The organism is Roseomonas aeriglobus, assembly GCA_016937575.1.
Taxonomy (GTDB): Bacteria; Pseudomonadota; Alphaproteobacteria; order Sphingomonadales; family Sphingomonadaceae; genus Sphingomonas; species Sphingomonas aerigloba.
In genome coordinates this window covers 1,076,823-1,095,931 of sequence record JAFHKN010000002.1, presented here as the reverse complement: position 1 = coordinate 1,095,931, position 19,109 = coordinate 1,076,823, and the positions used below count along the sequence as shown (strand labels likewise).

Genomic DNA, 19,109 nt, shown 5'->3' with positions numbered 1-19,109 from the left:
CAGGCGGAACCGTCATGTCGATCGTGTTTTCCAGCAGGGATTTCAACCGCGATCCTGCTAGCATAAAGCGCGCGGCGCAGGCGGGACCTGTGTTCATAACCGACCGGAACAAGCCTTCGCTCGTCGTGCTCGCGATCAAGGATTACGAACGTCTCGCCGGCCGGGGCAAATCGCTGTTCGATGTCCTGGCCACCGATGGCGATCATGATTTCGAATTCGATCCGCCGAAGTCGCAGGTGACAGGTCGGACGGTCGATCTCGACTGATGTTCCTGATCGATACCAACGTCATTTCCGAAAGTCGAAAGATCGGCTCCGGTCGCGCAGCACCGGGTGTGGTCGCATGGCTGAAGGCGGCCGATCCCGCCACGACGTTCCTATCGGCGATGTCGGTGTTCGAACTCGAACGTGGCGTCGTGAGGGCCGAGCGACGTGATGCCCGGCAAGGCGCTGTCCTGCGCAGATGGCTCGACACCGTTGTCCGACCGGGCTTTGCCGGCCGCATCCTGCCGCTGGATGACGTGACCGCGACGGCCTGCGCTTCGCTGCACGTCCCCGACCCGGTGAGCGAACGCGACGGTTGGATCGCCGCGACGGGCCTCGTCCATAATCTGACGGTCGTGACCCGCAACGTACAGGATTTCGAGGCGACCGGGGTCGCCCTTCTCAATCCCTGGGATACCGCCTGACCCGCCGGACTCGCACCTTGCCAAATCCCCCCTCTCCCGCTAAGGGCGCGCGGTCCGTCGAGCGTCATGGCTCGCGGAGGACGGCGCCGGTTTCGGCCGATGCGCCCTTTTCGCATCCTCGCGTTGAGCTGTCCCCCGCGCTTCCCTGCCGCCCGCCTGGATGCCGCGTCCGACACACGGTCGCCGCGGCGGATCGGCTAGAAGACCGCCGGAGACAACCGGCCGGCCGGAAAAACGACTGAGGACTAACCCCTATATGGCAACTGCCGCCAATCCCACCCGCGACGATTTCGCCGCGCTGCTCGACGAGACGTTCGGCGCCGCCGACAGCTTCGAAGGCCGTGTCGTCGTCGGTACCGTCACCGCGATCGAAAACGACCTGGCCGTCATCGACGTCGGCCTGAAGAGCGAAGGCCGCGTGCCGCTGCGCGAGTTCGCAGCCCCGGGCCAGAAGGCCGAGCTCAAGGTCGGTGACGAAGTCCATGTCTATGTCGACCGCGTCGAGAACGCGAACGGCGAAGCGATGCTGTCGCGCGACCGCGCGCGCCGCGAAGCCGCCTGGGACAAGCTGGAAGGCGAATTCGCTCAAGGGAACCGCGTCGAAGGCGTGATCTTCGGCCGCGTGAAGGGTGGCTTCACCGTCGACCTCGCCGGCGCCGTGGCGTTCCTCCCCGGTTCGCAGGTCGACATCCGCCCGGTCCGCGACGTCACCCCGCTGATGGACATCCCGCAGCCGTTCCAGATCCTGAAGATGGACCGCAAGCGCGGCAACATCGTCGTGTCGCGTCGCGCGGTGCTGGAAGAAACCCGCGCCGAGCAGCGTTCGGGCCTGATCCAGTCGCTGCATGAAGGCCAGATCATCGACGGCGTCGTCAAGAACATCACCGATTACGGCGCGTTCGTCGACCTGGGCGGCATCGACGGCCTGCTGCACGTCACCGACCTGTCGTACAAGCGTGTCGGCCACCCGAACGAGGTGCTGAACATCGGCGACACCGTGAAGGTGCAGATCATCCGCATCAACAAGGACACGCAGCGTATCTCGCTCGGCATGAAGCAGCTCGAGAGCGATCCGTGGGATGGTGCGAGCCAGAAGTATCCGGTCGGCGCAAAGCTGTCGGGCCGCGTCACGAACATCACCGAATACGGTGCGTTCGTCGAGCTGGAGCCGGGCATCGAAGGCCTAGTCCACGTTTCGGAAATGTCCTGGACCAAGAAGAACGTCCACCCGGGCAAGATCGTGTCGACCAGCCAGGAAGTCGAAGTCGTCGTCCTGGAAGTCGATGCCGAGAAGCGTCGCATCTCGCTCGGCCTGAAGCAGGCGCAGAACAACCCGTGGGAAGCCTTCGAGGCAGCGCACCCGGTCGGTTCGACCGTCGAGGGCGAAGTCAAGAACGCCACCGAATTCGGCCTGTTCATCGGTCTGGACAACGACGTCGACGGCATGGTCCACATGTCGGACATCGCCTGGGGCATCTCGGGTGAGGACGCGCTCAACCTGCACCGCAAGGGCGAGACGGTTCAGGCCGTCGTCCTCGCGATCGAGCCGGACAAGGAGCGTATCTCGCTCGGCATGAAGCAGCTCGAGCGTGGTGGTCCGGTTTCGGCCGGCGCCGGCGACAAGCTGAACAAGAACGCGATCGTCACCGTGACCGTCCTTGAAGTCCGTGACGCGGGCCTCGAAGTCCAGGCGGGCGACGATGGTGCGACCGGCTTCATCAAGCGCACCGACCTCGGCCGCGACCGCGACGAACAGCGTCCGGAGCGTTTCCAGGTCGGCCAGAAGTTCGACGCGATGGTCACCGGCTTCGACCGGTCGAAGAAGCCGACCTTCTCGGTCAAGGCGATGCAGATCGCCGAAGAGAAGCAGGCAGTGGCCCAGTATGGCTCGTCCGATTCGGGCGCGTCGCTCGGCGACATCCTCGGCGAGGCGCTGAAGGCCCGCAACGCCGAGACCAAGTAATCCAAGTCATTGGATCAAAACGGGGCGGTGGAGAAATCCACCGCCCTTTTTTTGCACCTGAGGATTGATGAGGATCATAACCAGCGCGTAAGAGGGTTTACGCAAGGCGAGCCGATCGTGGCTTTCGTCGTACGGGGACGCTCTTGGGGGGCGGAATGATCCGGTCAGAACTTGTCCAGTTGCTTGCGCGGGATCATCCCGATCTTACGACCCGCGACATCGAAAAGATCGTCGAGGTCTTCTTCGAGCAGATCGTATCGCGGCTGATCGAGGACGGCCGCGTGGAATTGCGCGGCTTCGGCGCCTTCTCCACCCGAGCCCGCGACGCCCGAACGGGACGCAACCCCCGCACCGGCGAATCGGTCGACGTGAGCGCGAAGCGCGTGCCGTATTTCAAGCCGGGCAAGGAAATGCGGGCAAGGCTGAATGTGTGAGAGGCGGCGGCAGGTAACGAAGTTACGTGCCGACTCGCCGAGCACCGGCCGGCGTCGCGACTAGCGACGTCCGACGTCACGACGCGGCTTTGCCGCGGCGGAAATTTAAGCCAAGACGCTTGCGATGAAACCCCTAGCGCAGAGAGCCGTCATGCGAGTAAATCGCATGACGTCGGATAGGCTGTCGCCTGCCGGCCGGCTCGATCGAGTCTGGAACAAGCTGCGCTTGTTCCTTGCTCGATCAGCGCGCGGACGTGGCGAAATTGGTAGACGCACGGGACTTAAAATCCCTCGCCCATCTGGGTGTGCGGGTTCGAGTCCCGCCGTCCGCACCATCACGGCAGGGCTGGCCGCCACGCTGGCCCTGGCGGGTTGCGAAAAGCGGCCCGACGATATTCCGGTCGACGTCAGCGTCATCGGCCCCGCCCAGCTGACCGCCGACCCGCGACGCGGGCCGATGCCGGCGGGCGCGCGAGTGCTGCGCGATTCGGTCGCTCAGGGATTGGTCCGGTTCGACGCCGCGGGCGGAATCGAGCCGGGCCTGGCCGAACGCTGGATCGTCATCGACGACGGCCGCAGCATCATCTTCCGCCTGCGCGACGCGCTCTGGAGCAATGGCCGTCCCGTCGTCGCCGCAGATGTCGTACGCCAGCTGAGACGCGCGCTGGGTTCGGGGTCGCGCAACACGCTGCTTCCCTACCTCACGGCGATCGACGAGATCGTCTCGATGACGCCACAGGTCATCGAGGTGCGGCTGTCGCGCCCCCGCCCCGACCTGCTGAAACTGTTCGCCCAGCCCGAACTCGGTATCACCGCCCCCGACGGCGGAGAGGGAAGCGGGCCGTTTCGTATTGCCGAAGCGTCGGCCTCGAGCGTGCTGTTGCGGCCGATCGCCGATCCGGCGGACGGAGACGACGACCGCCCCGAGACGCCAAAGCCGCAGGACCTCGTCCGCCTGCGCGCCGAACGTGCCAGCGTCGCCATCCTGCGTTTCGCCGCGCGTCGATCCGATCTGGTCGAAGGCGGCGGGTTTCTCGACTGGCCGCTGGTCGGGCTGAGCGATGTTCCTGCTGCGAATGTGCGGCTCGATGCGCCGGCCGGCTTGTTCGGCCTGCTCGTGGCGCGACGCGATGGATTTCTGGCGACTCGCGACAATCGCTCGGCCATCGCCCTGGCGATCGACCGCGCGCTGGTGACGGCGGCGTTTTCCGACGCCTGGGCGCCCACCGACACGATCCTGCCCGACGCGCTCGATTCGGCCTCGCCGCCGGCCCAGCCCGACTGGTCGAGCGTTCCCGACAGCGAGCGGCTGGCGATGGCGCAGGCACGGGTCGTCACCTATCGCCGGACGAACGCCGATCCGCTGATCCTGCGTGTCGCCCTGCCGACCGGACCGGGCGCGACACTGCTCTACGGCCAGATTGCAGCCGCTCTTGCCCAGCTGGGCATCGGCACCGAACGCGTGCCGCTCGACGACGAGACCGCTCATCTGCGCCTGCTGGATAGGGTCGCGCCTTACGATAGCGCCCGCTGGTATCTGCGCGCCGCCTGCCAGCCCTGTGCCCTGCCGATCGCGCGCCTGATCGCCGACATCCGCCTGGCGCCCGACGTCGCCACGCGGGCGCAGATGCTGGCCCAGGCCGATTCAGCGCTGACCGCCGACGTTGCCTACATCCCGATTGCCCGGCCGTTGCGCTGGTCGCTCGTGGCGACACGGTTGCGGCAGTGGACGCCCAATGCGCGTGCCTTCCACCCGTTGAACCGGTTGCGCAGCGATCCCAAGTGAAGGGCATGGCCCGACCGATCCCGATGACCGCTTCGCCCCGCCTTTCGTTCGGCACCGACATTGCGTCGGTCCGCGCGCGGATCGAAGCGATGGAGCGACTCCTTGAGCGCAGCTTCGTCGTGCCGGGCATCAACCGCGCGGTCGGGCTCGACGCCATCCTTGGCCTGGTCCCTGTCGCGGGTGACCTGGTCGCGACCGCCATGGGGGCGTGGATCGTGTGGGAGGCGCGCAACCTGGGCCTGTCGAAATGGCAGCTGACGCGAATGGCGGCGAATGTCGGGTTCGACACCGTGCTGGGCGCGCTACCGATCGTCGGCGACGCGGCCGATTTCTTCTTCCGATCGAACACGCGCAACCTGCGGATCATCCGCAGGCATCTCGACAAGCATCATCCCGGCGGCGCGACGCTGCAGGGGTAGTCGCCGGTACATCCTCCCCGGCAAGGGGAGGACGTGTACGTCAGCGCGCGCCGCGCCAGATCCTGACCCGCTGCGACGGCTTCAGCCCGCCCTGATGCGCCGGGCAGGTCGCATAGGCGAATCGCTTGTCTAGGCAGATCCAGACCTCGTCGAGCCAGCCCTGCCGCGTGGCGGTGATCCGCATCATTCCGGCGGTCATCCCGCGGTTCACGCGCGCGATCGCGGTCGCCAGCTGGCCGGCGGTCAGGCCTGGACGGCGGGACAGCGCGGTCATGTCAGGATAGCGCAGCTTGCCGTAGAGTGCGGTCGCGCGACGAAAATACTCGCGCGGCGGAATGCCCATACAGGTGCCATGTTTGGCATATTCATGTTGCAGCAGCTGCGGCGACGGCGTCGCGCACAGGTTGCGGCGGATTTCGGTCGAATCGAGGATCGGAGAGGTGGTGCAATATTGCGGCCACTCCTTGCCCTCCCCATCCGGCCAAAGCCCGTGAAGCGTGAAGCCGAACCGGTTGCCACTACCGCACTGGAAGGACGACGACGCACGATCCCCGTTGTCGCGACAATATTGCGGCGCCCAGGTCATCGCCAGCGTATAGCCGCCGATCGGCAGCACCCGTCGGGGCTGCTGCGGGGACGGCAGGTCGGGGCGCGGCGCCTCGACGCGGTCGGGAATGCGACAGACATAGGCCTGCGCGGACGCCGCAGCCGGAGCGACGACGGCTGCGATGGCGAGAGCGGCGCGCAGCATCATGCGACCGGATCCTGCGGCAGGCTTTCGCCGAACCACAATTTGGCATCGGGGCGGAACAGCAAGGTCGCCGCCACGATGTTCAGCGTGATGCCGACGAGCCCAAGAAGGCCCCCGACGCTGGTTGGCAGCGCGCCCCGCGCCAGCGAGAACGCGAGGCTGACGACGCCGATCGCGGTGATGACGACCAGGATCCACTTGGCGATGACGCTGCCCTTACGGGCGATGAAGAACCACAAGATCAACGGGATCAGCAGGCCGATCGCGCTGACCGCCAGCAAAGGCCCCGTGCCGACGGCCTGTGTAGCCTCGACGATCCGCGGATCGCTTTGCATATCCGACCACCGGATGACGGTGTTGATCAACCCGACGGCCCAGCCGCCCAGGTAACAGCGTTCGAACAGCTCGATCGATTTCGGCCGGATCATTCTGGTCCCCTTCCCCACAACGCCGGCCAACCTAGCGGATCGCCTGCCCGCCGCAATCCGCTTTAGGGTCTGTGCACGATCAGCATCCCCGTCCCGACCGCATACGGATTTTAGGCGACGCTGGTGAAGTCCAGACCGATGTCCGCCGCCGGCGCCGATTGGGTGAGCCGGCCGACACTGACGAAGGTCACGCCGGTCTCGGCGATCGCGCGGATCGTGTCGAGCCGCACACCGCCTGATGCCTCGGTCGGAACGCGCCCGCGGACCAGCGTCACCGCGCCCCGCAGCGTCGGGACGTCCATATTGTCGAGCAGCAGATGCGTCGCGCCGGCCGCGATTGCCGGTTCGATCTGGTCGACGCGGTCGACCTCCACGATGATTTGCGCGATACCCGCTGCGACCGCGCGACCGACGGCGGCCTCGATCGATCCGGCGACCGCGACGTGATTGTCCTTGATCATCGCGGCGTCCCACAGCCCCATGCGGTGATTGGTCGCGCCGCCCATGCGGGTCGCATACTTCTCAAGAACGCGCAGGCCAGGGATCGTCTTGCGCGTGTCGAGCAGGGTCGCGCCGGTGCCAGCGATTCTGTCGACATAGGCCCGGGTCAGCGTCGCGATGCCCGACAGATGCTGCACCGTGTTGAGCGCCGACCGCTCGGCCGTCAGCATCGCGCGCGCGCTGCCCGACAGGCGCAGCAGATCGGTGCCGCCCGCGACACGGGCGCCGTCCTCGACCAGCCGCTCGATCTGCACATCGGGGTCGAGCGTGCGGAAAAAGGCTTCCGCAATCTCCAGCCCAGCGACGGTGATCGCATCGCGGCTGTCCATCACGCCCTCGAAGCGCGCGCCCTCCGGAATCACCGCGGCGGAGGTGATGTCGCCGGCGGGACCCAGGTCCTCGGCAAGCGTGGCAGCGACAAAGGCGTCGAGGTCGAAGTCGGGGATCATCAAACTCTCCACCGTCATCCCCGCGCAGGCGGGGATCAATAGTCGCTGAACGTGCGGCTGAAATCGAGAGGTCAGCCAGAAACGATCCCCGCCTTCCGGGTCCCCGCAAAGTGATACTCTGCGGGGTGCCCCTCCGCGGGGATGACGATAAGTGAGGCTCAGTCGCCCTTCACTGCCGGTCCCAGGTCGCCCTGCCCGACCGTCGCGCCAGCCATCTCCAGCATCGCGTCCAGACTCTTCTTCGCGCGCAGCCGCAGGCCTTCCTCGATCTCGATCCGCGGCTCCAGGTCGCGTAGCGCGATGTAGAGCTTCTCCATCGTGTTCAGCGCCATGTACGGGCAGATATTGCAGTTGCAGTTGCCGTCGGCACCCGGCGCGCCGATGAAGGTCTTCTCCGGCACCGCCTTTTCCATCTGGTGGATGATATGCGGTTCGGTCGCGACGATCAGCGTGGTCCCGGGGAAGGTCTTGGCGAACTCCAGGATACCGCTGGTCGACCCGACGTAATCGGCATGGTCGAGCACATGCGGCGGGCATTCCGGATGCGCGGCGACCGGCGCATCCGGGTGCTGGGCCTTGAGCTTCAGCAGCTCGGTCTCGCTGAACGCCTCGTGCACGATGCACACCCCCGGCCACAGCAGCATGTCGCGTCCGGTCTTGCGCTTGAGGTACCCGCCCAGATGCTTGTCGGGCCCGAAGATGATCTTCTGGTCGGCCGGGATCTGGGCCAGGATCTTCTCCGCCGACGACGAGGTGACGATGACGTCGGAGAGCGCCTTCACCTCGGTCGAACAGTTGATGTACGTCAGCGCGATATGATCGGGGTGTCCGGCGCGGAAGGCGGCGAAGCGGTCCGGCGGACAGCTGTCCTCCAGGCTGCACCCGGCGGCCAGGTCGGGCAGCACGACGATCTTGTCCGGCGACAGGATCTTGGCGGTGTCGGCCATGAACTTCACGCCGCAGAAGGCGATGACGTCGGCATCGGTGGCCGCTGCCTTGCGGCTGAGGTCCAGGCTGTCGCCGACGAAGTCCGCGATATCCTGGATTTCGGGCTTCTGGTAATAATGCGCCAGGATGACCGCGTTGCGCTCCTTGCGCAGCCGATCGATCTCCGCGCGGAGGTCCAGGCCCGTGAGCGAGCCGCCGATGCCGTTACGTGCGTCCATGCCGGCGCAGATGGACGCACGGGGGGCGGGGATCAAGGGCTAAGGCGCCGTGCTTGCGCACCAGCAGGTTACTGGCGGTTTCCCAGCACCTGCTCGACCGTCTTCGTCCGATCCCAGTCCTCTCGGCTCCGCCGCTCATACGGGAAGGTCACCAGGATCCGCGGATCGGTCACGCCGGCAGCTTCCAGCGGCCCCGTCAGCAACTCCGCCAGCGCCCGGCGGGCATTGTCACGGGCCTGAGCGATCCGTTCTGGCTTCTTCGCTTCCGCCTCGGCCGACGCCTGTGCCGATGCCGACGCGCGCTGCGACAACGTGTCCATCGCGTCGCGCGTCACGAACACGCCACGCGTTTCGCTGAGCGTCCGTCGCGCCTCGTCGACATTGACCGCGCCGACCGTCACGTCAGGCGCGTCGATCACCAGCGTGCGCGTATCGGGATCGTAGCGGTAATCGCGGTCGCGCAGTCGCGAGACGTCGACGAAGTAATCGACCGCAAACGGCGCCTTCACCACCCGGTCACTCGTCAGCATGCCGCCCAGCCGCGTGTCGGACGCCGTCGCCTGCACGTTACCGCTGAGCGAGCCCACCTTCAGGCTCGACGCCCGGGAGAAGGTCGCCCGCACCACTCTGGTCACCGCGCTACCGTCGTCCCGGCGCTCGACGACATAGCTGTCCGACACGCGATCGTAGAGCGCCTTGCCCACGAAGGCCGCGACGATCAGCAAAGACAGCGCGACCGCCGCGCCGATCAGCTGTTTCGGGTTCAGACGATCGCCCACAGGCCCCCTTCCTCGCCGCTGACCAGCCCGCGGCGACGCAGGTCGAACAGATGCGCCAGCACCGATCGTTCGGCGGCCGGATGCAGCCGCTTGTCGATCCCCGCATACATCGCCTGCACCATCGCCGGCGTGTCGCTGTCGCCGCGCCCCAATAACCGCAGGATGGCGCCTTCGCGGCTCTTGCGATGACCCATCATGCCGCGGACCAGCCGCTGCGGATTGGACACGGGGTCGCCGTGGCCAGGGTAGTAAACGCGGTCGTCGCGCGTCAGCAATTTCTCGAGGCTGGCCATGTAATCGCCCATATCGCCATCGGGCGGCGAGACGATGCTCGTCGACCAACCCATGACATGGTCGCCGCTGAACAGCGCCTTCGTCGCGGGCATCGCGAAACACAGGTGGTTCGAGGTGTGGCCGGGCGTCGCGATCGCCTGGAGCGTCCAGCCATCGCCGGACACGCCCTCGCCATCTGTCAGCACGCGATCGGGGGCATAATCGTGATCGAACGAGGCATCGGCGCGCGGCTGTCCGTCATCGGCGAGCGCAAGCGGCGCGCAGCCGACGATCGGCGCGCCCGTCGCCGCCTTCAGGTCGCGGGCCAGCGGGCTGTGGTCGCGGTGGGTGTGCGTGACCAGAATCGCGCGCAACGGCCGGTCACCGATCGCGGCCAACAGCGCGCTCAGATGCGCGTCGTCCCCGGCCGGGCCCGGATCGATCACCGCGACATCGCTCGTGCCGACGACATAGCTCTGGGTGCCATCCTTGGTGAAGGCCGACGGATTATTGGCAGTCAGGCGCAGGATGCCGGGTTCGAGCTCATCGGGCACGGCGGTCATAAAGGCCAGATGGCGGTTCGGTTGAGGTCGGACAAGAAGGAAGAGTGATTCGGAGAAGGCGCGAAGGCGCGAAGGGAAGAATTTTTCCACGCAGAGGGGCGGAGGATCGGCTCTGTTTGGCGCGAGGCGCCGTATAATCAGCGACTTGAGGAGCCTGCGGCGCCCGGGGCGGGACACCTTCGCGCGGCAGCGCTACACCTCGCCTTATTCTCTTCGCGCCTTCGCGCCTTCTCTGAACAAATTCTTCAGACACGAAAAACGGGACCGGCGCATGCGGCACACCGGTCCCGTCCTGTCCGCGTCGCTACCGTCGGGAAACAGCCCTCCCAAGCTGCGTGTCCTGACCAGGGGCCTGGTCCGGCCCGACGGCGGCGGTCTCCCGCGGTCAGTCCTTCTTGGCTTCGAGCTCGCGGATCGCTTCGTCGATGCCCTTCAGCGCGCTGGCCTTTGCTTCGGCCGACATCGCCGCGTTGCCGTCGATGCTGCGGCGCGCCGAGCGCAGGCCGTCGAGCGCGGAGGCGGTGGCGCGGCGCTCGATGAACAGCGCGTTGCCATGCTCACGCATCGCGATGCCATGCGCGACCATCGCTTCGCGCTGCGCCTTCATCGCGTCCCGCTGGGCATTCATCGCCATGCGTTCGATGCGATTGGTGCAGATGATCGTGATCTTCTTGTCACCGTCCTTGCGGTTGATGACGGTCGATCCCGGCGCATCGCTGTCGTCGCACTTGCGCGAGCTGATCTGCGGCATGTCCTTCATGTCGATGCGGACGCGGTCCAGACGCTCGGCCATTTCGGGCGTCAGCGGCGGACGTGGCGGACGCGGCACGTTCAGTGCCAGCGTCTTGCCGTCCTTGGTCGTGAAGGTGCCGGTCTTGCCGTCGCGCTGGATCATGACGAGCGAGTCTTCGCTGTCCCCGGTATATTCGCGGACGGTACCGTCCTTGTCCCGGGTCACGATATGGACGCGCTTCTTGTTGGCGCCGGCCGGCGGTGCCGGAGGTGCGGGCGGGGCCTCGGGGACCGGGGGCAGATCCTGCGCCGTGGGCGCAGTCGGCAGCGCGGGCAACGGCGGCAGTTCGATGCTCGCCAGATCGACGCCGGTCGCGTCCTCCACCTTCGTGCGCACCGTTTCGGTTGCATGGGTGCCCGACGCGGTCATCGCCATGCCTGCCAGCAGGATCGCGCCGATCGCGCTGCCCCCGGCCAACCGCTTGCGCGCGGTGATTTTTTCGTGCTTGGTCAACATCTTCAACCTCCCTTTGAGTTCGTTGATCGTGTGCAGGTGGCAGGCGGCCGATACCGCTCCGCCATGCGCCGACTTGACGATGGCGCGGCCATAGGCGGCGCGCAGTTCGCGGGCGCGACCGGCCAGCACGAGGGCATCGCAGGCCATTTCCTGATCGGCACGGAAGGCACGAAATGCCCGCCAGGCGATCGGATTGAACCAGTGGAGCGCCAGCATCGCGAGCGCGACCCAATTGGCGATCAGGTCGCCGCGGGCATGGTGGCCAAGCTCGTGCGCCAGTGCCAGGTCGCGTTCCAGCGGATCGTAGCGCTCGGTGAAATCGCGCGGGAAGGCGACGAACTTGCGCAACACACCGAACGCGAGCGGCCCGGCGGCGGCATCGGTTTCGATCACGCGGACGTTACCCGCGGCGACGATCTCGCTGCGTCGCGCGGTCCGCTGGACGCGGGCGCAGAAACGGCTGTGGGCGATCAGATGATACAGCGCAAAGCCCAGCGCGCCGGCGATCCACAGGCCCAGCAGAACGACCGGCCAACCGATCCCGCTTGCCGGCTCCGCAGGCAAGGTGGCGACCGGAGCGCCGAGATAGACGGTGATATCCTCGGGCATCGGCATCGTCGGTAGCGCGCTGCCGCGCCAGGCTTCCGGCAGCGGCGGCAGAATCATGCGCAGGACGGGAATCGCCCACAGCGCATAGGCGACGCCGGGGCCGAAGCTGCGGCGGACGGGGGTGCGGATGATCAGCACGAGCACCATCAGGAGCGTCGTGGCGACCAGCGTTTCTACAGCCCAGACGATCATGCTTTCAGCTCCTTCAACAGGGCTTCGATCTCCGCGATGTCTTGCGCGGTCAGTTCGTCCTGGTCGGCCAGATGCGCGACCAGCGGGGTCAGCTTGCCGCCGAACAGCCGATCCATCAGCCGGCGCGACTCGCCGGTGACATAGACGTCACGCTCGACGGCGGGGCGATAGAGGTAGCGTCGGCCATCCTCTTCGTGACTGACGACGTTCTTCGCGAGAAGCCGGCCGAGCAGCGTCTTGACCGTGTTCGCGCTCCATCCGCGATCGGGCGCGACGCGTTCGGCCACGTCCTGGGCGCTGAGGGGCGATTCGTCCCACAGCACTTCCATCACCGCATGTTCGGCATCGCTGATACGTTCTGTCACGACCTGTCGCTCCTCAACCGACTACGTATGTAATCAACTCGATTACGTCTGTAGTCAAGGGGCTGAACAGAGGATGAATGATTGCTGTAGCGAAACGAACGCGCTGGCCGACGAAGTGTCGGCGTGGCTTACAGATGTGCAGCCTGGTTAACGCGTCGAAACCATCGCATGCCGCGGAATGGCGTGACCACGCCGCTCTGGCATGCGGCCTGCATCGCTTGGGACAGCCGAGCGTTCGACGCTTTAGCAGGGCGGGTCGTCATCTTCCCCCACGGTCTCCACCACGACGACCCGCCCGCACCCGGCTCCTTCCCGATTTCTGACTGTGCGCTGGCGAGGGCGCCCGCATCGAGCGTGTCTTGAGCGGTCTGACCGAATCAACGTCGGCGCCGGGGCACAACCCCTCCCCTGTTCGGGCTAAGCCCGTCGAAGCACTGTTCTGCGATACCCCCGAAATGCCCTCGCTGCATGTGGTACGGTGCTTCGTCACGCTCAGCACGAGCGGGGGATATGCCGGGTCGAAAACGACGACGGGCTCGGCACCCCAAGGACGCCGAGCCCGCCAAATCACCAACCGAGCGAAGGCTCACGAAGCGTGCGCGACGCCCTTTTCCTCCAGCAAGCCCTTCAGCTCGCCTGATTCGTACATCTCCATCATGATGTCCGAGCCACCGACGAATTCGCCCTTCACATACAGCTGCGGGATTGTCGGCCAGTCGCTGAACTGCTTGATGCCCTGGCGGACCTCCTGGTCCTGCAGCACATCGACCGAATCGAACTCGACGCCCAGATGCTGGAGAATCGCGACCGCACGGCTGGAGAAACCACACTGCGGGAACAACGGGCTGCCCTTCATGAACAGCAGAACGTCGGATCCGTTCACGAGATCGCCGATACGGGCCTGGGTCTGGTCGGTCATCACACTTACTCCTGGGGAACGGCGGTGGTCAGCTGGAGCGCGTGGAGCACGCCCCCCATCCGCTCGCCAAGCGCGGCATACACGGCGCGCTGTTGCTGAAGCCGGGACTTGCCCCGGAAACTCTCCGCCGTCACGCGGGCGGCATAATGATCGCCGTCGCCGGCCAGATCGGTGATCTCGACCGTCGCGTCGGGAATCCCGGCGCGGATCAGTGTCTCGATATCCTCTGCGGCCATCGGCATGGGATCAGATCGACCCCAGCAGTTGCCGGCGTGCCTCGACCAGCGCGTCTTCGAGCGCGCTGCGGACCGCGGCCTCGTCTGCGTCGTCGATCCCGGCGGCGGTCAGGTCGCCGACGACCTTGCGTATGACATCCTCGTCGCCCGCTTCCTCGAAATCGGCCTGAACGACCGCTCTGGCATAAGCGTCGGTTTCTTCGGGGGTCAGGCCCATCTTTTCCGCCGCCCACTGCCCGACCAGCCGGTTGCGGCGGGCGGTGACGCGGAACGCCATTTCCTCGTCACGGGCGAATTTCGCCTCGAATGCGCGCTCACGGTCGTCGAAAGTGGTCATGCAGGGCCCCTTGCTATGTCGGGTTCGAGATAGGGCGGCAGCGGGGGGAGCGCAACGTCTTCCCCAATGACAGCCTGCGTCGGCGCTGATAGACGTGCGGCTCCACTTGAAAGAGTCTCTCATGGCCGTTGCATCGATTCTCGCCCTCGTCCTCGCTCAGGCGACCACGCCCGCCACGCCGCCTGCAGCACCGGCCGGGGCTGCGGCCATCCAGGCAAGCGCGCAGGCGTTCTCCGGCTGCATCGGCCCGAAGATTTCCACCGTGCCCGCGACGATGACCCCCGAACAGGGTGCCGAGAGCGTGCTGACCGCCTGCAAGACCGAGGAAACCGCGCTGCGCGGCGCCGTCGAGGAGATGTTGAAGACGCTGCCGGCCGACCAGCAGGCAATGGGTCGTCAGCAGCTCGACCAGGGCATGGCCCAGGCGCGCACCCAGATCGCCGAGGGAATCCGCCAGATGCGCGGTGCGCCGGCGGCACCTGCGGCTCCAACAAAATAAGGTCTGCACCGCACGCCGTTCGTGCCGAGCTTGTCGAAGCACCGTCCTTCGAGCCGCCCACGCAGGGCTAGCGTAGCGAACTACGGCCCATCGACAGGCTTCAGGTCGAACGGAGACGGATAGGCAGACCGCAGTAACCCGTCACGGTGCTCCGGCGCAGGCCGGAGCCGTGACGGTCGAAGGGCTGACGCCGGCCAGCGCTCCGGCCTGCACCGGAGCACATCAGCCGGTGGTCAGCCCGCCACCTCGACCACCAGCTTCCCGATCGCCCCACGCGCCGCCATCTTAGCGATTGCCTGCCCGCCGTCTGCAAAGGCGAACCGCTCGGTCACCCGCGGGGCGATCTTGCCGCTTTCCCACAGGTCGAACAGCGTCGCGACATGCGCGGCGTTCGCCTGCGGATCGCGCGCGGCGAACGCGCCCCAGAACACGCCGCAGACATCGCAGCTCTTTAGCAGCGTCAGGTTGAGCGGCAGCTTCGGAATGCCGGCGGGGAAGCCGACGACCAGATACCGCCCTTCCCACGCGATCGACCGCAGCGCCGGCTCGGCATAGTCGCCGCCGACCGGATCGTAGATCACGTCGAAACCGCCGCGCCCGCCGGCCGCCTTGAACTGCTCGGCCAGCGCCTTCGACTGGTCCTTGTCGAACGGCGCGCGGCCATAGACGATCGTCTCGTCCGCACCCGCCGCCCGCGCCGCCTCAGCCTTTTCCTCCGACGACACCGCCGCGACGACGCGCGCGCCATACGCCTTACCGAGCTCGATCGCGGCCAGCCCGACGCCGCCGGCCGCGCCCAGCACCAGCAGCGACTGCCCGGCCTGCAACCGTCCACGGTCGAGCAGCGCGTGGATCGTCGTCGCATAGGTCAGCAGCAGCGCCGCGCCCTCGGCGAAGTCGCGCCCCTCGGGCAGGCGATAGAGCGCGCCCGCCGGCACCGCGACCTTTTCGCTCAGACCTCCGTGCCCGATTACCGCCACCACCCGGTCGCCCGCCGCCCAGCCGGTCACGCCCTCACCGACGCTTTCGATGACGCCCGCGATCTCACCGCCCGGCGCGAACGGCCGCTGCGGCTTGAACTGGTACTTGTCCTCGATGATCAGGACGTCGGGATAGTTGATCGCGCAGGCCTTCACCGCGACCACGACCTGGCCTGCGCCGACGGCCGGTTCGGGCAGATCCGACAGTTTCAGTGTTTCGGGTCCGCCGACAGCTTCAGACAGCAACGCTCGCATCTAGGCCTCTCCCGCTGATCCACGGGCGATGCTCTGCGTCCGCGGATTCGAATTTCGAAATCGCGGTATCTTGTGCCAGCGTCAGACCGATCTCGTCCAGCCCCTGCATCAGGCAATCGCGGCGAAACGCATCGAGCGTGAAGCCGAAGCGATCCTGGTAGCTGGTGGTGACCGTCATCGTCTCCAAATCGACGGTGACTTCGCCGTCCTGCGCCGCCTCCACCAGCCGATCGACCGCCGCCTGCGGCAGGACGACGGGGACGATCCCGTTCTTGAACGCGTTGCCCGAGAAGATGTCGGAGAAGGACGGCGCGATGACCGCCTTGACCCCCAGATCGGCCAGCGCCCAGGCGGCATGCTCGCGGCTCGACCCGCAACCGAAATTGTCGCCCGCAATCAGCACCGGTGCGCCCGCATAGCGCGGGTCGTCGAAGATATTGCCCTCGACGGCGCGGACGGTTTCGAAGGCCCCCTTTCCCAGGCCCTCGCGCGTCGTGGTCTTCAGCCAGTGCGCGGGGATGATGATGTCGGTGTCGATGTTCTTGGCGCCCCAAGGATAGGCGCGGCCCGACACCTGCGTGATCGGATCAGCCATTGGACGCCCCCATCAGGTCGCGGACGTCGGCCAGGCGCCCGGTCACCGCCGCCGCAGCGGCCATCGCCGGGCTCAGCAGATGCGTCCGTGCCCCCGGCCCCTGGCGGCCGACAAAGTTGCGGTTGCTGGTCGACGCACAGCGCTCGCCCGGCGGCACCTTGTCGGGATTCATCGCCAGGCACATCGAACAGCCGGGTTCGCGCCATTCAAAGCCCGCTTCGGTGAAGATGCGGTCGAGCCCCTCCCGCTCGGCCTGACGCTTCACCAGGCCCGATCCCGGCACGACCATCGCGCGCACGCCGTCCGCGACATGCCGTCCGCTGGCGACCGCGGCAGCGGCGCGCAGATCCTCGATTCGGCTGTTGGTGCAGCTACCGATGAAGACGTTCTGCACGGCGACGTCCTGCATCCGCGTGCCCGGCTCCAGCCCCATGTAATCGAGCGACTTGCGGGCGGCGACGCGCTTCGACGGGTCGGCGAAGCTGTCGGGATCGGGGACGATACCAGTGATCGGCACCACGTCCTCGGGGCTCGTCCCCCAGGTCAGCGACGGCGCGATATCGGTCGCGTCGAGCTTGACGACGGCGTCGTACACCGCGGCCGGATCGCTCGGCAGCGTGCGCCAATAGGCGACGGCCTTGTCCCATGTCTCGCCGCTCGGCGCCATCGGGCGGCCCCTGAGATAGGCGAAGGTCGTATCGTCGGGCGCGATCAGACCCGCACGCGCACCGCCCTCGATCGACATGTTGCTGACGGTCAGGCGACCCTCGATCGACATCGCGCGGATGACCTCGCCGGTATATTCGACGACATAGCCGGTGCCGCCCGCCGCCCCGATCCTGCCGATGATCGCCAGCACCACGTCCTTCGGGCTGACCCCGAAGCCGAGCGAGCCGTCGACACGAATTTCCATGGTCTTGGATTGCTTGAGCAACAGCGTCTGCGTGGCGAGCACATGCTCGACCTCCGACGTGCCGATGCCGAACGCCAGCGACCCCAGCGCGCCATGGGCCGAGGTATGGCTGTCGCCGCAGACCAGAGTCGTACCCGGCAGCGTGAAGCCCTGCTCCGGCCCGACGACATGGACGATGCCCTGTTCGGCCGCGAGCGCGTCGATATAGGGCACGCCGAACTCGGCGACGTTCGCCCTGAGCGCGGCGAGTTGGTTCGCGCTTTCCGGGTCGGCGATCGGCAGCGGCTTCCCCGCCGCATCGACCCGCGGGCTGGTCGGCAGATTGTGATCAGGCACGGCCAACGTCAGGTCGATGCGGCGCACCCGGCGCCCAGCGGCCTTCAGCCCGGCAAACGCCTGCGGGCTCGTCACTTCATGGACGAGGTGACGGTCGATGTAGATGAGGCACGTCCCGTCGTCGCGACGTTCGACGACGTGGTCGGCCCAGATTTTTTCGTAGAGCGTGAGCGGTCGGCTGGCCATGATGGTCGCGGGGTTAGCCGAAAGATGTGCGGATGCAAGTCCGCGCGCAACTTTGTGTCCGCGCGATCCTGATCGAAATTACTGTGCCCGACAAACCTCGACTTTCGGTCGGCGCTTGATCGGGCATTCCACGGTCGGGGAGCCTGCGTGTCCGTGCATCCGCCTCCTCCCCGTCCCCGAACCCGCCGATCCGCAGGTCACCCTCGAAAGCACCGTATCCCGCGCCGTGATGGCGCGACCGGAAGGCAGCCCGATCCCGGCTAGGGAGGGGATGACGATCAAGGGCATACGCGTTTCGGATTGCCCTGCTTCCGCGGCAGCGTCGTCCAACACACCGTAAGATGTATGACGCCCGTCTTCCTCCACGAACGTCCCGCTTGGTCACGCGGGGGGCTGGAAGGTCAAATCTCGACCGTGTCGATCGACGCGGCCCGGCCTTCGAACGCTCAATGCCGCAGGGGGGCGCCCCCCCCTGCTGGATTCGCGGAGGCGCTGGTGTTCTGTGACATAATTACGCGGGCGTTATCGGCGCGGCCGCAATCGACGCGCTTAGCTCCGCGCCCTAGCTTTCGGGAGAGACAGCGACCGCACGGTGGTCCTCGGTCACCAGGCCCACAGCGGCGACTTCGGCCTCGTGCCCTTCCTCGCGGAATGTCTCGGCCAGCGCGGCCTGCTCCCACGTCCGCATCGCCGGATGGGCAAGCATCGCCTCTACCCAGCGAGCGCCGGTCGGCCCGACGTCGATGCCATAGGTTCGCACGCGGAACGCGACCGGTGCGTAGAATGCATCGACCGCGCTGAACGCCGTGCCGGCCAGCCACGGTCCGCCGAAGCGCTCGATCCCCTCCGCCCAGAGCGCCGAAAGCCGCGCCACATCCTTCGCCAGTGCCGGCGACCCACCCTGCGGTGTGACGCGCTGCCCGACGGTCATCGTCCGCTCGTTCCGCAGCGCGCCGAAGCCGCCGTGCATTTCCGCCACCGCGCACATCGCCCAGGCGCGGGCATCGGGATCGGCCGGCCATACGCCGTCATGCCGATCGGCCAGATACATGACGATGCCGAGCGAATCCCAGATCGTGCGATCCCCGTGGATCAGCACCGGAACCTGGCCGGTCGGCGAAAACGCCCGGAACGCGTCGTAGTTGTCGAGCCGTTGAAACGGCTCGATCCGATCGGCGAAGGGGATGCCCAGCGCCGTCATCAACACCCACGGCCTGAGCGACCAACTGGAATAATTC

At 66.8% G+C, this 19,109-nt stretch carries 22 protein-coding genes and 1 tRNA gene; 8 read left to right on the top strand and 15 right to left on the bottom strand.

Going from position 1 to position 19,109, the window contains the following annotated elements; genetic code table 11:
• Positions 1-14: 14 nt before the first annotated feature.
• The 7 genes from JW805_05720 to JW805_05690 all read left to right on the top strand — a co-directional run bounded on the left by JW805_05720 (position 15) and on the right by JW805_05690 (position 5,290).
• On the top strand, positions 15-266 hold the full coding sequence (locus JW805_05720; GenBank protein MBN2971515.1) for a type II toxin-antitoxin system Phd/YefM family antitoxin: 252 nt from the start codon (positions 15-17) through the stop codon (positions 264-266).
• Positions 266-688 (top strand): type II toxin-antitoxin system VapC family toxin, encoded by a 423-nt coding sequence (locus tag JW805_05715; protein MBN2971514.1) that lies wholly within the window; start codon positions 266-268, stop codon positions 686-688. The genes JW805_05720 and JW805_05715 overlap by 1 nt, the downstream gene beginning before the upstream one ends.
• A 256-nt stretch (positions 689-944) precedes the next feature.
• A complete protein-coding gene (rpsA, locus tag JW805_05710; GenBank protein MBN2971513.1) occupies positions 945-2,651 on the top strand; it encodes a 30S ribosomal protein S1 in 1,707 nt (568 codons plus the stop codon).
• A gap of 155 nt (positions 2,652-2,806) precedes the next feature.
• The gene (locus JW805_05705) at positions 2,807-3,085 is read left to right on the top strand and encodes an integration host factor subunit beta (protein MBN2971512.1); all 279 of its coding nucleotides are present in this window, start codon (positions 2,807-2,809) and stop codon (positions 3,083-3,085) included.
• Between the two features lie 248 nt (positions 3,086-3,333).
• A tRNA-Leu gene (locus JW805_05700) sits at positions 3,334-3,420 on the top strand.
• Between the two features lie 140 nt (positions 3,421-3,560).
• A complete protein-coding gene (locus tag JW805_05695; GenBank protein ID MBN2971511.1) occupies positions 3,561-4,871 on the top strand; it encodes a hypothetical protein in 1,311 nt (436 codons plus the stop codon).
• A 5-nt stretch (positions 4,872-4,876) separates the two neighbouring features.
• Positions 4,877-5,290 carry a DUF4112 domain-containing protein gene (locus tag JW805_05690; protein ID MBN2971510.1) on the top strand — a complete coding sequence of 138 codons (414 nt, stop codon included), beginning with the start codon at positions 4,877-4,879 and terminating at the stop codon, positions 5,288-5,290.
• 40 nt (positions 5,291-5,330) lie between these two features.
• On the opposite strand, the gene JW805_05685 is transcribed toward JW805_05690, so the two are convergent.
• From JW805_05685 to JW805_05635, 11 genes are all read right to left on the bottom strand, one after another.
• Entirely contained in the window at positions 5,331-6,044 is a 714-nt protein-coding gene (locus JW805_05685; GenBank protein ID MBN2971509.1) for a hypothetical protein, read from the bottom strand.
• On the bottom strand, positions 6,041-6,469 hold the full coding sequence (locus tag JW805_05680; protein ID MBN2971508.1) for a hypothetical protein: 429 nt from the start codon (positions 6,467-6,469) through the stop codon (positions 6,041-6,043). The genes JW805_05685 and JW805_05680 overlap by 4 nt, the downstream gene beginning before the upstream one ends.
• 110 nt (positions 6,470-6,579) lie before the next feature.
• On the bottom strand, positions 6,580-7,419 hold the full coding sequence (gene nadC, locus JW805_05675) for a carboxylating nicotinate-nucleotide diphosphorylase (protein MBN2971507.1): 840 nt from the start codon (positions 7,417-7,419) through the stop codon (positions 6,580-6,582).
• A 158-nt stretch (positions 7,420-7,577) separates the two neighbouring features.
• Positions 7,578-8,585: a quinolinate synthase NadA gene (gene nadA, locus JW805_05670; protein ID MBN2971506.1), complete on the bottom strand. Its 1,008-nt coding sequence runs from the start codon at positions 8,583-8,585 to the stop codon at positions 7,578-7,580.
• Between the two features lie 68 nt (positions 8,586-8,653).
• Positions 8,654-9,364 carry a DUF4230 domain-containing protein gene (locus JW805_05665; GenBank protein ID MBN2971505.1) on the bottom strand — a complete coding sequence of 237 codons (711 nt, stop codon included), beginning with the start codon at positions 9,362-9,364 and terminating at the stop codon, positions 8,654-8,656.
• Positions 9,349-10,200 carry an MBL fold metallo-hydrolase gene (locus JW805_05660; GenBank protein ID MBN2971504.1) on the bottom strand — a complete coding sequence of 284 codons (852 nt, stop codon included), beginning with the start codon at positions 10,198-10,200 and terminating at the stop codon, positions 9,349-9,351. The genes JW805_05665 and JW805_05660 overlap by 16 nt, the downstream gene beginning before the upstream one ends.
• 385 nt (positions 10,201-10,585) lie before the next feature.
• Complete coding sequence (locus JW805_05655) at positions 10,586-12,250, bottom strand: hypothetical protein (GenBank protein ID MBN2971503.1); 1,665 nt, start codon at positions 12,248-12,250, stop codon at positions 10,586-10,588.
• A complete protein-coding gene (locus tag JW805_05650; GenBank protein MBN2971502.1) occupies positions 12,247-12,579 on the bottom strand; it encodes a BlaI/MecI/CopY family transcriptional regulator in 333 nt (110 codons plus the stop codon). The genes JW805_05655 and JW805_05650 overlap by 4 nt, the downstream gene beginning before the upstream one ends.
• Positions 12,580-13,201: 622 nt before the next feature.
• The gene (grxD, locus tag JW805_05645) at positions 13,202-13,534 is read right to left on the bottom strand and encodes a Grx4 family monothiol glutaredoxin (protein ID MBN2971501.1); all 333 of its coding nucleotides are present in this window, start codon (positions 13,532-13,534) and stop codon (positions 13,202-13,204) included.
• A gap of 5 nt (positions 13,535-13,539) precedes the next feature.
• Positions 13,540-13,776: a BolA family transcriptional regulator gene (locus JW805_05640; protein ID MBN2971500.1), complete on the bottom strand. Its 237-nt coding sequence runs from the start codon at positions 13,774-13,776 to the stop codon at positions 13,540-13,542.
• Between the two features lie 4 nt (positions 13,777-13,780).
• Positions 13,781-14,107 carry a DUF1476 domain-containing protein gene (locus tag JW805_05635; protein ID MBN2971499.1) on the bottom strand — a complete coding sequence of 109 codons (327 nt, stop codon included), beginning with the start codon at positions 14,105-14,107 and terminating at the stop codon, positions 13,781-13,783.
• A gap of 121 nt (positions 14,108-14,228) precedes the next feature.
• Here JW805_05635 and JW805_05630 point away from each other — a divergent pair, with 121 nt between their 5' ends.
• Positions 14,229-14,606, top strand: coding sequence for a hypothetical protein (locus tag JW805_05630; protein MBN2971498.1), 378 nt, complete (start codon positions 14,229-14,231; stop codon positions 14,604-14,606).
• 233 nt (positions 14,607-14,839) lie between these two features.
• On the opposite strand, the gene JW805_05625 is transcribed toward JW805_05630, so the two are convergent.
• The 4 genes from JW805_05625 to JW805_05610 form a co-directional block, all read right to left on the bottom strand.
• Complete coding sequence (locus tag JW805_05625; GenBank protein MBN2971497.1) at positions 14,840-15,841, bottom strand: NADPH:quinone oxidoreductase family protein; 1,002 nt, start codon at positions 15,839-15,841, stop codon at positions 14,840-14,842.
• On the bottom strand, positions 15,822-16,436 hold the full coding sequence (gene leuD, locus JW805_05620) for a 3-isopropylmalate dehydratase small subunit (protein MBN2971496.1): 615 nt from the start codon (positions 16,434-16,436) through the stop codon (positions 15,822-15,824). Before leuD ends, JW805_05625 begins: the two co-directional genes overlap by 20 nt.
• Positions 16,429-17,871: a 3-isopropylmalate dehydratase large subunit gene (gene leuC / locus JW805_05615; GenBank protein MBN2971495.1), complete on the bottom strand. Its 1,443-nt coding sequence runs from the start codon at positions 17,869-17,871 to the stop codon at positions 16,429-16,431. The genes leuD and leuC overlap by 8 nt, the downstream gene beginning before the upstream one ends.
• Before the next feature lie 562 nt (positions 17,872-18,433).
• Positions 18,434-19,072 (bottom strand): glutathione S-transferase, encoded by a 639-nt coding sequence (locus JW805_05610; GenBank protein ID MBN2971494.1) that lies wholly within the window; start codon positions 19,070-19,072, stop codon positions 18,434-18,436.
• Between the last annotated feature and the right edge of the window lie 37 nt (positions 19,073-19,109).